This is a genomic window from Streptomyces sp. NPDC029169 (assembly GCF_055563935.1).
The window spans coordinates 443,971-458,598 of sequence record NZ_JBVHXA010000004.1 but is presented as its reverse complement, the minus strand read 5'-3'; the positions used below and the strand labels follow the sequence as shown (position 1 = coordinate 458,598).

Below are 14,628 nucleotides of genomic sequence, written 5' to 3'. Positions count from 1 at the left end.
CGGTTACATTCCGAACCCGGAAGCTAAGCCTTTCAGCGCCGATGGTACTGCAGGGGGGACCCTGTGGGAGAGTAGGACGCCGCCGAACAATCTTTCAGGACCCCTGGTCCCAGCGTTCACGCTGGGACCAGGGGTCCTTTTGTTTTTCCTTGTATTTTCCGAAGCGCGTCGGGGTGCCGAATGCGCGAGAATGACTGCAGTACCCGAAGACAGGAGTCACGTCGATGTCCACCAACTCTCCCGACGACCGTCCGGAGCGCGAGCCGCGCCGCAGGGACGGTGGCGAGCGGGGCGGCTTCCGTGGGCCGCGTCGTGATGACAACCGTGGTGGGGGCTTCCGTCGCGATGACCGTCGTGACGACAACCGCGGCGGCGGTGGCGGTTTCCGTCGTGACGACCGTCCGCGTGACGACCGTCGTGACGACCGTCCGCGTGACGACCGTCGTGACGACCGTCCCTCCTTCCGGCGTGCCGACGACCGTGGGCCGCGTCGTGACGACAACCGCGGTGGTGGCGGCGGCGGTTACCGTCCCCGCGACGATCGCCGTGATGACCGTCCCTCGTTCCGTCGTGACGACGACCGTGGGCCGCGTCGTGACGACAACCGTGGCGGTGGTTACCGTCCGCGTGACGACCGCCGGGATGACCGTCCTTCCTTCCGTCGTGACGACCGTCGCGATGACCGACGTGATGACCGTCGTGACGACAGCCGTGGTGGTGGCTTCCGTCGCGATGACCGGCGTGACGATCGTCCGTCGTTCCGTCGGGACGACCGTCGTGACGAGCGGCCGGCCTTCCGTCGTGACGACCGTCGGGATGACCGTCGTGACGATCGCCGCGATGACAGCCGTGGTGGCGGTTTCCGTCGTGACGACCGTCCGCGTGATGACCGCCGTGATGACCGTCCCTCGTTCCGTCGTGACGATCGGCGTGACGACCGTCGCGATGACCGTCGTGACGATAGCCGTGGTGGTGGCTTCCGTCGCGATGACCGGCGTGACGATCGTCCGTCGTTCCGTCGGGACGACCGTCGTGACGAGCGGCCGGCCTTCCGTCGTGACGACCGTCGTGACGACCGCCGGGACGACCGGCGTGACGATCGCCGCGATGACAGCCGTGGTGGCGGTTTCCGTCGCGACGACCGTCCGCGCGACGACCGCCGTGATGACCGCCGTGACGACCGTCCCCGTGGGCCCCGTCGTGACGATAGCCGCGGTGGAGGCTTCCGCCGTGACGACCGGCGGGACGACAGCCGGGGCGGGTACCGCGGGCGGGACGACCGGGGTGGCTACGGCCGTCGTGACGACCGTGACCGGGACCGGCCGGACCGCGCGCCGATCAAGCGGCTGCCGATCCCGGACGACGTCACCGGTGACGAGATCGACGCAGACGTGCGCCAGGAGCTCATGAGCCTGCCCAAGGGGCTCGCCGAGGACGTCGCGCGCAACCTCGTCATGGTCGCCAACCTGATCGACGAGGACCCGGAGCAGGCGTACGCGTACTCCCGTATCGCCCTGCGGCTCGCCTCCCGTGTCGCCGCCGTCCGCGAGGCCGCCGGCTTCGCCGCGTACGCCACCCAGAAGTACTCCGAGGCGCTGGCCGAGTTCCGGGCCGCGCGGCGGATGAACGGTGGTGTCGAGCTGTGGCCCGTGATGGCCGACTGCGAGCGCGGCATGGGCCGGCCCGAGCGGGCGCTCGCCATGGCCGGTGAGCCCGAGGTGCAGAAGCTGGACAAGGCCGGGCAGGTCGAGATGCGGCTCGTCGCCGCCGGTGCCCGTCGGGACATGGGGCAGCTCGACGCCGCCATCGTGACCCTCCAGAGCCCCGAGCTCGCGTCCACCGCCATCCACCCGTGGACCGCGCGCCTGCGGTACGCCTACGCCGACGCGCTGCTCGCGGCCGGGCGCGAGGCCGAGGCCCGTGAGTGGTTCGCCAAGGCGCTGGAGTCGGACAAGGACGGGGCCACGGACGCCTCCGACCGGCTCGCCGAGCTGGACGGTGTCGAGTTCGTGGACGCCATCGACGAGCTGGACGAGGCCGATGAGTCGGAGGAGTCCGACGAGTCCGATGAGTCCGGCGACGAGGACGAGGACTTCGACGAGGACCTGGACGACAAGCAGTAAGGCTGACGCGTCCTGCGGAACGCGAAGGGCGGCACCCCTGCCGGGGTGCCGCCCTTCGTCATGTCCGGTCAGTCCAGCGCCAGGCTTCTGAGCACCAGACCCGTCGCCGGCTTCGGTCCGAAGGAGGTCGACTTTCGGGGCATCGTGACGCCCTGTCGGGCAAGCTCCCGTACGACCTCCTCCCGTACCGGATGCATCAACACCGCCGTACCGCCGCGGCGTTCGGCCTGGGCGACGGCGGCCTCGGTGTCGTGGATGTAGCTGATCTCCTCCGGGGTGTCCGGGATGTGCCACAGGTGGTCCAGGAGCGTGGCGTGCAGGACCGTGGCGTCCAGGGTGCGCCAGGCCTCCGGGCGGTCCGCGGGGATCGTGCGGGTGAGGAGATCCGGGGCGGGCCGGTCCACGAGGTGGAAGGCGCCGTCGCCGGCGAGGAGGAAGGCGTTGCCGTCGGAGGCGGCCGACGCCAGGGACTCCATGGCCGCCGGCAGGGAGCCCTCGACACGGCGGACGCGGAAGCCGTCGCCGAGCGCGGCGAGAGCGTCAGGGACCGGGAGGCGGTTGAGGAGGCGGTGGATGGCGCGGACCCGGAGGGGGTAGCGGGCGGTGTCGATGAGGAGCACCAGGCCGTAGTTCCACGGGCCGGGCTGGGCGTGTTCCTCGCGGAGACGGAGGTACGTGGCCCAGCGGTGGTGGCCGTCGGCGATCAGCGCCTGGTGCTCGGCGAGGCCGGCGGAGACGACCGCGAGTTCGGTGGGGTCCGTGATCGCCCAGAGGCGGTGGCTGAAGCCGTCCTCCGTGGTCGTGGCGAGCAGCGGCTCGCGTCGGACGGTGCGTTCGATGACGTCGGCGGTGCCGTTGCCGTTGCCGCGGTAGGTGAGGAGGAGCGGCTCCAGGTTGGCCGCGGTGGTCCGCATCAGCGCGGCGCGGTCCTCGACGACGTGCGGCATGACGTCTTCGTGGGGGAGCACGATGCCCTCGGCCGGGGTGGAGAGTTCCAGGGCGCCGATGATGCCGCGCTGGAGGATGTCGCCGCTGCTCTGCTCGTATACGTACAGCGCGGGCTCGGGGTCGGGTGCGAGGACGCCGTCCGCGAGCCAGCGGTCGAGGGTGACGGCGGCCTTGCGGTGGCGGGTGCCCGCCGTGATGGCCTGCGGAAGGATCAGCCGCACGATGTTGTGCGGGTCGGCGGACTCGAGGTGGTGCAGTCCGTCGGGGCGTACGACGACGTCGTACGGAGGTGAGGTCACGGCGGCCAGGCTGCCGACCCGTTCGGGGACGTAGCGCAGTCCCCGGAACGGGACCAGGTGCAGACCGTCGTTGGCCGCGGGACCTCTGCTGTTCATTGAGCAATCGTAAGTGCGCGGTGGCAATGAGCGATGATCGGGGGAGCGGGGTGGCTGAGACGTGAGGAGTACGAGGTCATGGGTGACGGCGGCCGGAGCGGTCAGGGCGGTCAGCGCGGTCAGGGCGTGCGGTTGGGCAGGAGTAGGCCCGGTGGCAGTGCGCGGGCGCTGAGCGAGGCGTACGACACGGCGCTGCTCGATCTGGACGGCGTGGTGTACGCGGGCGGGGAGGCGATTCCGCACGCCGTGGAGGCGCTGGGGGCGGCCCGGGCCGGTGGGATGCATCTCGCGTACGTCACCAACAACGCGCTGCGGACTCCGGATGCGGTGGCCGCGCATCTGACCGAGCTCGGGGTGCCGGCGGAGGCGGGGGACGTCATCACCTCGGCGCAGGCGGTGGCGCGGCTGATCGCCGACGAAGTGCCCGCCGGATCACGGGTGTTGGTGATCGGCGGGGAGGGGCTGCGGGTGGCGCTGCGGGAGCGCGGCCTGGTGCCGGTGGAATCGGCCGACGAGGCCGGTCTTGCGGCGGTGGTGCAGGGGTACGGCGGGCCGGAGCTGCCGTGGGGGAGGTTCGCGGAGGCGAGCTACGCCGTGGCGCGCGGGGTGCCGTGGTACGCCTCGAACACGGACCTGACGATTCCGGGGGCGCGGGGGATCGGGCCGGGGAACGGGGCGGCGGTGGAGGTCGTGCGGATCGCCACGGGCGGTGTCGCGGAGCCGAAGGTGGCGGGGAAGCCGTTGCCGCCGATGCACCGGGAGACGGTGCTGCGGACCGGGGCCCGGCGGCCGCTGGTGGTCGGGGACCGGCTGGACACGGACATCGAGGGGGCGTTCAACGGGGGCGTGGACTCGCTGTTGGTGTTCACCGGGGTGACGGATGTGGCGCAACTCCTTGCGGCGGTGCCGGAGCACCGGCCGACGTATGTGGACGCCGACCTGCGCGGGCTGCTGGTGGGTCAGCCGGAGGTGGTGGAGGCCGGCGGGGAGTTCCTGTGCGGGGGGTGGCGGGCGTCCGTGAGCGGGGGAGCGCTCGTGCTTGAGGCCGATGGCAGCGGCGACGGTGACGGGCTCGACGTCATGGACGGAGTGCGGGCCCTGTGCGGCGCGGCGTGGTCGGAGGCGGGCGCGGGGGCGTGCGGACTGGACGCGGGGAAGGCGCTCGGGCGGTTGGGGATGTGAGGCGGGGCGGGTGCCGAGGGTGCCGGGGCGACGCCGGCCGGGGTGCCGGGAGTGCCCGGGGACGTGACGCCGGGCGGGACGTGGGCGGGGTGCCGGGGTGGTGGGGAGGGTAGGCTAACCTAACTTCGTGTTGGTCGAGAGTTCCTCCCGAGCGAGCGCGGAGACGACGAACCCTCCCCAGGCCACGGCCCGCAGGCATTCCGTGCGGGCCGTCGGGCTGGTCGTGGGGGTCGCGGTCCTGCTGCTGGTCTGTGTCCTCAGCATCGTGGTCGGCGCCAAACCCGTGCCGCTCGACGACGTGTGGCACGGCCTGTTCCAGAACACCGGTGCCGGAAACGACGTCATCATCCATGACGTCCGCGTCCCCCGCACCCTCCTCGGGCTGCTCGTCGGCGTCGCCCTCGGCCTCTCCGGCGCCGTCATGCAGGGCCTCACCCGCAACCCGCTCGCCGAGCCGGGACTCCTCGGCGTGAACGCCGGGGCCGCCGCCGCCACCGTCTCCGCGATCGCGTTCCTCGGGGTCAGCGATGTCGACGACTACGTCTGGTTCGCCTTCGTCGGCGCCGCCGTCGTCTCCGTCGTCGTGTACGTACTCGGCGGCAGCCGCAGCTCCACACCCGTGCGCCTCGCGCTCGCCGGAACCGCCGCCACCGCCGCGCTGTACGGCTACGTCAACGCCGTGCAGCTCCTGAACTCCGCGGCCCTCGACCGGCTGCGGTTCTGGACGGTCGGCTCGCTCGCCTCCGCCGACATGGACACCGTGCGTCGCGTCGCGCCCTTCATCCTCGTCGGCGTCGTCCTCGCCCTGCTGATCGCCCGGCCCCTCAACGCCATGGAGATGGGCGACGACACCGCCCGCGCCCTCGGCGCGAACCTCAACCGCACCCGGGTCGTGGCCATGGCCGCCGTCACGCTGATGTGCGGCGCCGCGACCGCCGCCTGCGGGCCGATCGTGTTCCTCGGCCTTATGGTCCCGTACCTCGTCCGCGCCATCACCGGGCCCGACATGCGCTGGATCCTTCCGTACGCTGCCGTCCTCTCGCCCGTGCTGCTCCTCGGCTCCGATGTGATCGGCCGGCTCGTCGCCCGCCCCGCCGAGCTCCAGGTCGGGATCGTCACCGCGCTCGTCGGCGGACCCGTCTTCATCCGTCTCGTACGCCGCAAGAGGATGGCCCAGCTGTGACCACCAAGTCGATACGGACCGGTGGCGGGCTTTCCGTACGCTACGAGCCGCGCGCCGTGCTCTCCGTGCTCGCGCTGCTCGTGGTCACCCTCGCCGCCGGCGTCGTCCTCATCGGCAGCGGGGACTTCCCCATAGCCCCCGGCGACGTCGTCGCCACCCTCCTCGGCGACGGCACCCCCGTGCAGGAGTTCGCCGTCATGGACCTGCGGCTGCCGCGCGTCCTCGTCGCCGTCTTCGTCGGCGCCGCGCTCGGCATCGGCGGCGCCGTCTTCCAGTCCATCTCCCGCAACCCGCTCGGCAGCCCCGACGTCATCGGCTTCGGCCAGGGCGCCACCGTCGGCGCGCTGGCCGTCATCGTGCTCGTCCAGGGCAGCGCCATGGCCGCCGCGGGCGGCGCCGTCGTCGGGGCCCTGGTCACCGGCGCCGCGATCTACCTGCTCGCCTGGAAGCGCGGGATCCACGGCTACCGCCTCGTCCTCGTCGGCATCGGCGCGGCCGCCATGCTCACGGCCGTCATCCACTACCTCATCACCAAGGCCAACCTGGTCGACGCCACCCGCGCCACGGTCTGGATGACCGGCTCGCTCGACGGGCGGGACTGGGAGCAGTTCTGGCCGTTGTTCGCCGTCTGCTGCGTCCTGATCCCGCTGGTCCTGGGGCACGGGCGGGCGCTGCGGATGCTCGAGATGGGCGACGACGCCGCGTACGCCCTCGGTGTGCGGGTCGAGCGGACCCGCATCGTGCTGATGGGCTCCGCCGTCCTGCTCGTCGCCGTGGCCACCGCCGCCGCCGGACCCATCGTCTTCGTCTCCCTCAGCGCCCCGCAGCTGGCCCGCCGTCTGACCCGCTCGCCCGGCCCCAACCTCGGCGCCTCGGCCCTCATGGGCTCCGCGCTGCTGCTGGTCGCCGACTGGACCGCGACCAACGCCTTCGGTGAGCGGCAGCTGCCGGTCGGTGTCATCACCGGGGTGCTCGGCGGCTGCTATCTGCTGTGGCTGCTCGTCACCGAACGCAAGGCGGGACGGATATGAGTGATGTGACGGATGTGACGGATATGAACGAGAAGAACCTCAGGAGCACCTCCATGGACCGTCAGACCCAGCGGCTCAGCGCGGAGTCCGTCACCCTCGCCTACGACCAGCGGGTCATCGCCCGCGATCTGTCCGTCGAGATCCCCGACAACTCGTTCACGGTCATCGTCGGGCCCAACGCCTGCGGCAAGTCGACCCTCCTGCGCGCCCTTTCCCGGATGCTCAAGCCCTCGGAGGGCCGGGTGCTCCTCGACGGGCAGAGCATCCACTCCATGCCCGCCAAGAAGGTCGCCAGGACCCTCGGTCTGCTGCCCCAGTCCTCCCTCGCCCCCGACGGCATCACGGTCGCCGACCTGGTGGCCCGCGGGCGCTACCCGCACCAGGGGCTGCTGCGGCAGTGGTCGCCCGAGGACGAGCGGATCGTCCAGGAGTCGATGACCGCGACCGGGATCGCCGAGCTGGCGGGGCGGTACGTCGACGAGCTGTCCGGCGGCCAGCGCCAGCGGGTGTGGATCGCGATGGCACTCGCCCAGCAGACCCCGCTGCTGCTCCTCGACGAACCAACGACCTTCCTCGACATCCAGCACCAGATCGACGTCCTCGACCTGTGCGCCGAGCTGCACGAGAACCAGGGCCGGACGCTCGTCGCCGTCCTCCACGACCTCAACCACGCGGCCCGCTACGCCACCCACCTCATCGCCTGCCGCGGCGGCGAGGTCGTCGCGGAGGGGCCGCCGGCGGAGGTCGTGACGGCCGAGCTCGTCGAGCGGGTCTTCGGGCTGCGCTGCCAGGTCATCGAGGACCCGGAGACGGGCACGCCGCTGGTCGTACCGGCGGGACGGAAGGCGCGGGCCGGTGGACGGCAGTCGGCGCAGGCTGCGCAAGCCGTGCAGACCGCGTAGACCGAGCAGGCCGACCGGAAGGCCGCGCGCGGCCCCCGCTACAGAAGTGAGCGCAGCTTCAGCAGGTCACGGAAGCCGGCCTCCAGTCTGACCCGGCCGGAGGCCCACGCCTTCGCGAAGTTCAGCTCGCCGTCCACCATCGCCACGAGGTCGTCGCCCGTCATCGCCAGGCGGATCTGCGCCTTGGCGGCCGGCGGGCCCGGCACCGTGTCCTGGACCTCGATCCGGCCGCCCGCGAGGCGGCCGGTGAACGTCGTGTCCAGGTCCGTGATGTGGCAGCTCAGGCTGCGGTCGAGCGCGGCGGCGCTGCGCACCTCGCCGTCCGCGCGGGTGAGATTGTCCGAAAGTCTGTCGAGTGCGCTGCGGCACTCCGTGATCGTGGCCATCGCCGTCGACCGTACCCCAGGGCTTCGCGATAGCGTCGGGGCATGAGCGACGTGACGGATGCAACGCCGGACCCCGACGAGGAAGCGGCCTTCGAGCCCGTCGCGCCCTCGCCCCTCGGCGTGGAGCGCGTCCCCACCGGCCGGGCTGTCGTAGACGCGCTCCTGGAGCGGCTGGCCGACGCCGACCACCTTCCGGCGGACGGACACCTGGAGGTGTACGAGGATGTACACCGTGGACTGCGCGACGAGCTGACCTCGCTCGACGCGGTCCGCCCCGGACCGACCCCCGGCTCCGGACCGACGCCGCCGACATCGTCGTACAACGAGTCGTACAACCTCAGGAGCTGAACCGAACGTGGCAGGAGTGGCACGCCGCCGACTGGACGCCGAGCTGGTACGCCGCAAGCTCGCCCGCTCGCGCGAGCACGCCGGCCAGCTGATCGCCGCCGGGCGGGTGACCGTCGGCAAGACGGTCGCGACCAAGCCCGCCACCCAGGTCGAGACGGCCGCGGCCATCGTCGTCGCACAGGACGCCACCGACCCCGACTACGTCTCGCGCGGCGGCCACAAGCTGGCCGGGGCCTTCGCCGCCTTCGTACCGCAGGGGCTGAAGGTCGAGGGCCGCCGGGCGCTGGACGCGGGCGCGTCGACCGGCGGGTTCACGGACGTACTGCTGCGGGCCGGCGCCGCGCACGTCGTCGCCGTCGACGTCGGCTACGGACAGCTCGCCTGGTCGCTGCAGAGCGACGACCGGGTCACCGTGAAGGACCGGACGAACGTACGCGAGTTGACGCTCGACGCCATCGACGGAACCCCCGTCGACCTCGTCGTCGGCGACCTCTCCTTCATCCCGCTCGGCCTCGTGCTGCCCGCCCTCGTGCGCTGCACCGCCCCCGACGCGGACCTCGTGCTCATGGTCAAGCCGCAGTTCGAGGTCGGCAAGGAACGCCTCGGCGCGGGCGGTGTGGTGCGCAGCATGGAGCTGCGGGCCGACGCGGTGAAGAACGTGGCCCGGCAGGCCGGCGAGCTCGGGCTCGGGGTCCTCGGCGTCACGGCGAGCCCGCTGCCCGGGCCCTCCGGCAACGTCGAGTACTTTCTTTGGCTGCGGGCAGGGGCGCCCGCGCTGGATCCGGCGGATGTCGACCGCGCCGTGGCGGAGGGACCTCGTTGAGCTCAACGACAGCAGCACAGCGCACCGTTTTCCTGCTCGCGCACACCGGCCGGCCGGCCGCCGTGCGCAGCGCCGAACTCGTCGTCCTCGGGCTGCTGCGCAGCGGGATCGGCGTTCGTGTCCTGGAGGCGGAGGCGGCCGACCTGCCGCTGCCGCCGTCCGTGGAGACGGTGCCGGAGGCCTGCTCCGAGGCGATCGAGGACTGTGAGCTGCTGGTCGTCCTCGGCGGTGACGGGACGCTGCTGCGCGGCTCGGAGTTCTCGCGTGCCTCCGGCGTGCCGATGCTGGGGGTCAACCTGGGGCGGGTCGGCTTCCTCGCGGAGGCCGAGCGCGACGACCTCGACAAGGTCGTCGACCGGGTCGTCACGCGCGCGTACGAGGTCGAGGAGCGGATGACCCTCGACGTCGTCGTGTACGAGAACGGTGACGTGCTGCACCGGGACTGGGCGCTGAACGAGGCGGCCGTGCAGAAGGTGTCCCCGGAGCGGATGCTGGAGGTCGTGCTCGCGATCGACGGCCGGCCGGTCACCGGGTTCGGCTGCGACGGAGTGATCTGCGCGACCCCGACGGGTTCGACGGCGTACGCGTTCTCGGCCGGCGGGCCGGTCATCTGGCCCGAGGTCGAGGCGCTGCTCATGGTCCCGATCGGGGCACACGCGCTGTTCGCCAAGCCGCTCGTGACGACGCCGGAGTCCGTGCTCGCGGTGGAGGTCGAGCCGCACACGCCGAACGGCGTGCTGTGGTGCGACGGGCGCCGGACGGTGGAACTCCCGGCGGGGGCACGGGTGGAGGTCCGGCGTGGCGAGGTGCCGGTACGGCTCGCCCGGCTGCACCACGCCTCGTTCACGGACCGGCTGGTGGCGAAGTTCGCCCTGCCGGTGTCGGGGTGGCGGGGCGCGCCGCACTAGGCCAGGGCCCGGTCCCGGTCTCCCCACCCCCACGGGTGACAGGCGCACTCCCGACCTGCGGGTTCGCCCCGTTCCGGCAGGGCCCGTCGCACAGGCGGGGCCGGACCTCGTAAGGTCTTCCCCGTGTTGGAGGAGATGCGGATACGGTCGCTCGGGGTCATCGACGACGCGGTTGTCGAGCTGTCGCCCGGTTTCACCGCGGTGACGGGCGAGACCGGTGCGGGCAAGACGATGGTCGTGACCAGCCTCGGGCTGCTGCTCGGCGGGCGCGCCGACCCTGCCCTGGTGCGGATCGGCGCGGGTTCGGCCGTGGTCGAGGGGCGGATCACGCTGCCCCGCGACTCGGGCGTCGCCGTACGCGCCGAGGAGGCGGGCGCCGAACTGGACGACGGCGCGCTGCTCGTCAGCCGGACGATCTCGGCCGAGGGCCGCTCGCGCGCCCACCTCGGCGGGCGCTCCGTGCCCGTCGGCCTGCTCGCCGAGCTCGCGGACGAACTCGTCGCCGTGCACGGCCAGACCGACCAGCAGGGACTGCTCAAGCCGGCCCGGCAGCGCGGCGCGCTCGACCGGTACGCCGGTGAGGCCGTCGCCGTACCGCTGGCCGCGTACGGAGAGGCGTACCGGCGGCTGCGGGCCGTCGTCGCCGAGCTGGACGAGATCACCACCCGGGCGCGGGAGCGGGCCCAGGAGGCCGATCTGCTGCGCTTCGGGCTCGGCGAGATCGAGGCCGTCGAGCCGCGGGCCGGGGAGGACGTCGAGCTGGCCGCGGAGGCGGAACGGCTCGGTCACGCCGAGGCCCTCGCCTCGGCCGCCGCGCTCGCCCACGCGGCGCTGGCCGGACAGCCCGAGGACCCGGAGGCCGTCGACGCGACGACCCTGGTCGCGGGGGCGGGCCGCGCCCTGGAAGCCGTACGGTCGCACGATCCCGCGCTCGCCGCGCTCGCCGACCGGATGGGCGAGATCTCCATCCTGCTCGCCGACGTGGCCGGAGAGCTCGCCGGATACGCCGACAACCTGGACGCCGACCCGCGCCGCCTCGCGGCCGTCGAGGAGCGGCGCGCGGCACTGACCCAGCTCACGCGGAAGTACGGCGCGGACGTCGCGGCCGTCCTGGCGTGGGCGCAGGAGAGCGCGGCCCGGCTCACGGAGCTGGAGGGCGACGACGACCGCGTGGGCGAACTGACCGCCGAGCGGGACGCGCTGCGGGCCGAACTGTCCGTCCTGGCGCAGGCGCTCACCGACGCCCGTACGGAGGCGGCGGCACGGTTCGCCGAGGCCGTGACCGCCGAACTGGCCTCGCTCGCCATGCCCCACGCGCGCGTGTCGTTCGCGATCAGCCAGACCGAGGACCCGGAGGGGGTCGAGGTCGGCGGGCGGCGGGTCGCGTACTCGCCGTCCGGGGCCGACGAGGTCGAGCTGCTGCTCGCCCCGCACCCGGGCGCGCCGCCGCGGCCGATCGCGAAGGGCGCGTCCGGGGGTGAGCTGTCCCGGGTGATGCTGGCGGTCGAGGTCGTCTTCGCGGGTACGGACCCGGTGCCGACGTATCTCTTCGACGAGGTCGACGCGGGTGTCGGCGGCAAGGCGGCGGTGGAGATCGGCCGCCGGCTGGCGAAGCTCGCCAAGACGGCGCAGGTCGTCGTGGTCACGCACCTTCCGCAGGTCGCGGCGTTCGCCGACCGGCAGCTGCTGGTCGAGAAGACCAACGACGGCTCGGTGACCCGCTCCGGCGTCACCGTCCTCGAGGGCGAGGACCGGGTCCGCGAGCTGTCGCGCATGCTGGCCGGCCAGGAGGACTCGGAGACGGCCCGGGCCCACGCGGAGGAGCTGTTGGCGACGGCGCGGGCGGACGGCTGACGGTCGCCGGGGCGGCGTGACGGTCCGTGGGGGCAGCGCCGTCTGCGGGCCCGCGCCCGGCGACGGCGGCCCTGCCGGCGGACGGCGGCGGACCGAACGGGGCCATGGCCCGGCGGCGGCGAAGCCTGACGGCGGGCGACGCGTCGAGACAGCCGTCGGGCGTCTGACGGCGGTCGTCCGACCTCGGCCGCGCGGCGGCCGGCGCGATGATCTGAGACGGCTCGACCGGCGTGGCCGGTCCGCCGGCTGCTCGGCCGACGGTGCGTGCCGGCCGGCGGCGCGTGCGGACCCGCGTCGGCCGACCGATGTCCCGTCCGGCCATGGCGCGGCCGACCCGGCGGCGGGTGTCGGCTCGTGCCGACCCGCCGCTGTCCCGTGAGGTTCGCCCGCCTAGGGTGGTCGCATGATCGGGAAGCTGGGCAGGGTCGGGGCGTTCGCGGTGGCCGCGGGCGTCAGCCGGGCGATGTACGGGGCGTTGCGCCGTGGGGACGACGCGCGCTGGCGGCGCGAGAACCACGCCGGACGGAGCGTCGATCTGTACGCCGGTCCCGCCACCGCTGTCGGCGCGGCCGTGGGGGCGGGCAGCGGCCCCGCGGCGCTCGCCGTGCTCGCCGCCGGGGCCTGTGGGGCGTACGACGACTGGAAGGGTGACCATCGACGGGGCTTCCGGGCGCACCTCGGGGCCCTGCGCGACGGCGAGGTCACCAGTGGGGCCGTGAAGCTCATCGGGATCGGCGCGGCCGGGCTCGTGGCCGGGGCGCTGCTCAAGGAGCGGCCCGTCGACAAGGTCCTCGCGGGCGTCGTGATCGCGGGGACCGCGCACTTCGTCAACCTCGTGGACGTGGCGCCGGGGCGTGCCCTGTTGACCGTGCTCGGGCTCGGCGCGCCCGGACTGCTGCGCGGGACGCTCGCCGCCGCGCCGATGGGCGCCGCGGCCGCCGTCCTCGCCGACGACCTCGGAGAGCGAACGATGCTCGGCGACATGGGCGCGCACGCGCTCGGCGCGGCCGTCGGCAGTGCGATCGCCGCCGGGAACGGGCGGCTCGGACTCGCCGTCCACGCGGCCGGGCTCATCGCGGCAGCGGCGTACGGAGAGAAGGTCAGCGAGCTCGCGCGCTCACCCATGTGAGTGATAGCGCGTGACGAGTTGAAGCCTTGGACACGGCCACGACACGGCCATGACGCGGCTTCGGTGCCGGAACGTGCGTACGGGCTGGCATCCTTGGGCGCGTGACACAGCTCCGTACGGTCCAAGTGCTGGGCGGCGGCAGCGCGGGCAGCAGCGCTCACGTCCGATCACTGGCCTCGGGGCTCGTGGCGAGGGGCGTGCGGGTGACCGTGTGCGCCCCGGCCGAACTCGACCGCGCCTACGACTTCATCGGCGTCGGCGCACACTTCGTGCCCGTTGCGCGCCGCAACGACCCCGCGACGGTCGCGCAGCTCCGTAACGCGTGCATCGGCGCGGACGTGGTGCACGCGCACGGGCTCCACGCCTCGGTGCGGGCGACGCTCGCGCTGTCGGGGGCGGTGCGGGGGCCGTCGCTGGTGACGACCTGGCACACCCGCAACCACGTGGACGGGGCGCGGGGCGGGCTGTTGCGGCTGCTCGAACGCAGGACGGCGCGGGCGGCGACCGTCGTCCTCGGGACGTCCTCGGAGCTGGTGGACCGGGCGCGGCGGCGCGGGGCGCGGGACGCTCGGCTCGCGCCGGTGACGGTGCCCGCGTCGCGGGCGCCGGTCTGTCTGCACGACGGGAAGGCGCGGGCGGAACTGGGGGCGGTGGACCGGCCGTTGCTGATGGCGGTCGGGTCGCTGGTGCCCGAGCGGGGGTACGGGTTGCTGCTCGATGCGGCGCGTGAGTGGCGGGACATGGACCCGCAGCCGCTGCTTGTGATCGCGGGGGAGGGGCGCGAACGGGCGGCGCTGCAGCGGCGGATCGAGGCGGAGGGGCTCGCGGTGCGGCTGATCGGCCGCCGGGACGACGTGGCGGAGCTGCTGGCGGCGGCGGACGTGGCGGTCCTCCCCTCGCGGTGGGAGGCACGTGCCCTGCTGGCGCAGGAGGCGCTGCGGCTTGGTGTGCCGCTGGTCGCGACGGCGGTGGGCGGGGTGCCGGAACTGGTCGGGGACGCGGCGGAGTTGGTGCCGTGGGGGGACGCGGGGGCGCTGGCGGCGGCGGTGCGGGGGTTGCTGGAGGACGTGGACCGGCGGATGGATCTGGCGGCGGCGGGGCGGGTGCAGGCGAGGACGTGGCCGACGGAGGACGAGACGATCGCGCACGTCTTGAGCGTGTACGACGAGCTGTCGGGGCGCCGCTGATCGTGCGCGCGGGGGCGGATCCCCCCACCCCGCCCCTCCCCGAAACCCTGACGAGACCGGGGCCTCCGCCCCCGTACCCCCCCGGGCGCGGCAGCTTCGCGCCGCAGCGCCCGCCGCGTTGTGGGCAATCGTCCCGCAGGGCGGGACGGGTGGGCACAACGGACGGCGCCCTGGCGGGCGCGTCCGCTCCGATCGGGCGGTGCCCACGTGGGCTTCCCCGGTGGGAGGG

General features: G+C 73.5%; 14 protein-coding genes and 1 rRNA gene. 13 read left to right on the top strand and 2 right to left on the bottom strand.

The window, feature by feature from the left end:
- The 3 genes from rrf to ACZ4VI_RS11330 all read left to right on the top strand — a co-directional run.
- Nucleotides 1-88 (top strand): 5S ribosomal RNA (gene rrf, locus ACZ4VI_RS11340); the annotation flags it as partial.
- 266 nt (nucleotides 89-354) lie between these two features.
- Nucleotides 355-1,410 (top strand): hypothetical protein, encoded by a 1,056-nt coding sequence (locus ACZ4VI_RS11335; protein ID WP_467998851.1) that lies wholly within the window; start codon nucleotides 355-357, stop codon nucleotides 1,408-1,410.
- On the top strand, nucleotides 1,347-2,123 hold the full coding sequence (locus ACZ4VI_RS11330; RefSeq protein ID WP_467998849.1) for a tetratricopeptide repeat protein: 777 nt from the start codon (nucleotides 1,347-1,349) through the stop codon (nucleotides 2,121-2,123). Before ACZ4VI_RS11335 ends, ACZ4VI_RS11330 begins: the two co-directional genes overlap by 64 nt.
- A gap of 68 nt (nucleotides 2,124-2,191) precedes the next feature.
- On the opposite strand, the gene ACZ4VI_RS11325 is transcribed toward ACZ4VI_RS11330, so the two are convergent.
- Nucleotides 2,192-3,466, bottom strand: coding sequence for a DUF1015 domain-containing protein (locus tag ACZ4VI_RS11325; protein ID WP_467998811.1), 1,275 nt, complete (start codon nucleotides 3,464-3,466; stop codon nucleotides 2,192-2,194).
- A 78-nt stretch (nucleotides 3,467-3,544) separates the two neighbouring features.
- On the opposite strand from ACZ4VI_RS11325, the gene ACZ4VI_RS11320 reads away from it, so the two are divergent.
- The 4 genes from ACZ4VI_RS11320 to ACZ4VI_RS11305 all read left to right on the top strand — a co-directional run bounded on the left by ACZ4VI_RS11320 (nucleotide 3,545) and on the right by ACZ4VI_RS11305 (nucleotide 7,764).
- Entirely contained in the window at nucleotides 3,545-4,648 is a 1,104-nt protein-coding gene (locus ACZ4VI_RS11320) for an HAD hydrolase-like protein (RefSeq protein WP_467998809.1), read from the top strand.
- Between the two features lie 223 nt (nucleotides 4,649-4,871).
- Nucleotides 4,872-5,831 carry an iron chelate uptake ABC transporter family permease subunit gene (locus ACZ4VI_RS11315; RefSeq protein WP_467998847.1) on the top strand — a complete coding sequence of 320 codons (960 nt, stop codon included), beginning with the start codon at nucleotides 4,872-4,874 and terminating at the stop codon, nucleotides 5,829-5,831.
- Nucleotides 5,828-6,862, top strand: a complete 1,035-nt coding sequence (locus tag ACZ4VI_RS11310; protein ID WP_467998807.1) for a FecCD family ABC transporter permease — start codon at nucleotides 5,828-5,830, stop codon at nucleotides 6,860-6,862. The genes ACZ4VI_RS11315 and ACZ4VI_RS11310 overlap by 4 nt, the downstream gene beginning before the upstream one ends.
- Nucleotides 6,863-6,915: 53 nt before the next feature.
- Nucleotides 6,916-7,764: an ABC transporter ATP-binding protein gene (locus ACZ4VI_RS11305; RefSeq protein ID WP_467998805.1), complete on the top strand. Its 849-nt coding sequence runs from the start codon at nucleotides 6,916-6,918 to the stop codon at nucleotides 7,762-7,764.
- Between the two features lie 38 nt (nucleotides 7,765-7,802).
- On the opposite strand, the gene ACZ4VI_RS11300 is transcribed toward ACZ4VI_RS11305, so the two are convergent.
- Nucleotides 7,803-8,150 carry an SCP2 sterol-binding domain-containing protein gene (locus ACZ4VI_RS11300; protein WP_467998803.1) on the bottom strand — a complete coding sequence of 116 codons (348 nt, stop codon included), beginning with the start codon at nucleotides 8,148-8,150 and terminating at the stop codon, nucleotides 7,803-7,805.
- 42 nt (nucleotides 8,151-8,192) lie between these two features.
- Here ACZ4VI_RS11300 and ACZ4VI_RS11295 point away from each other — a divergent pair, with 42 nt between their 5' ends.
- The 6 genes from ACZ4VI_RS11295 (at nucleotide 8,193) to ACZ4VI_RS11270 (ending at nucleotide 14,399) form a co-directional block, all read left to right on the top strand.
- Entirely contained in the window at nucleotides 8,193-8,498 is a 306-nt protein-coding gene (locus tag ACZ4VI_RS11295; RefSeq protein ID WP_467998801.1) for a hypothetical protein, read from the top strand.
- A 7-nt stretch (nucleotides 8,499-8,505) separates the two neighbouring features.
- A complete protein-coding gene (locus tag ACZ4VI_RS11290) occupies nucleotides 8,506-9,321 on the top strand; it encodes a TlyA family RNA methyltransferase (protein ID WP_467998799.1) in 816 nt (271 codons plus the stop codon).
- Nucleotides 9,318-10,229: an NAD kinase gene (locus tag ACZ4VI_RS11285; RefSeq protein WP_467998797.1), complete on the top strand. Its 912-nt coding sequence runs from the start codon at nucleotides 9,318-9,320 to the stop codon at nucleotides 10,227-10,229. Before ACZ4VI_RS11290 ends, ACZ4VI_RS11285 begins: the two co-directional genes overlap by 4 nt.
- 135 nt (nucleotides 10,230-10,364) lie before the next feature.
- Nucleotides 10,365-12,083 (top strand): DNA repair protein RecN, encoded by a 1,719-nt coding sequence (gene recN / locus ACZ4VI_RS11280; protein ID WP_467998845.1) that lies wholly within the window; start codon nucleotides 10,365-10,367, stop codon nucleotides 12,081-12,083.
- A gap of 403 nt (nucleotides 12,084-12,486) precedes the next feature.
- Nucleotides 12,487-13,212: a hypothetical protein gene (locus ACZ4VI_RS11275; RefSeq protein WP_467998795.1), complete on the top strand. Its 726-nt coding sequence runs from the start codon at nucleotides 12,487-12,489 to the stop codon at nucleotides 13,210-13,212.
- A 101-nt stretch (nucleotides 13,213-13,313) separates the two neighbouring features.
- Entirely contained in the window at nucleotides 13,314-14,399 is a 1,086-nt protein-coding gene (locus ACZ4VI_RS11270; protein ID WP_467998793.1) for a glycosyltransferase family 4 protein, read from the top strand.
- Nucleotides 14,400-14,628: the final 229 nt, after the last annotated feature.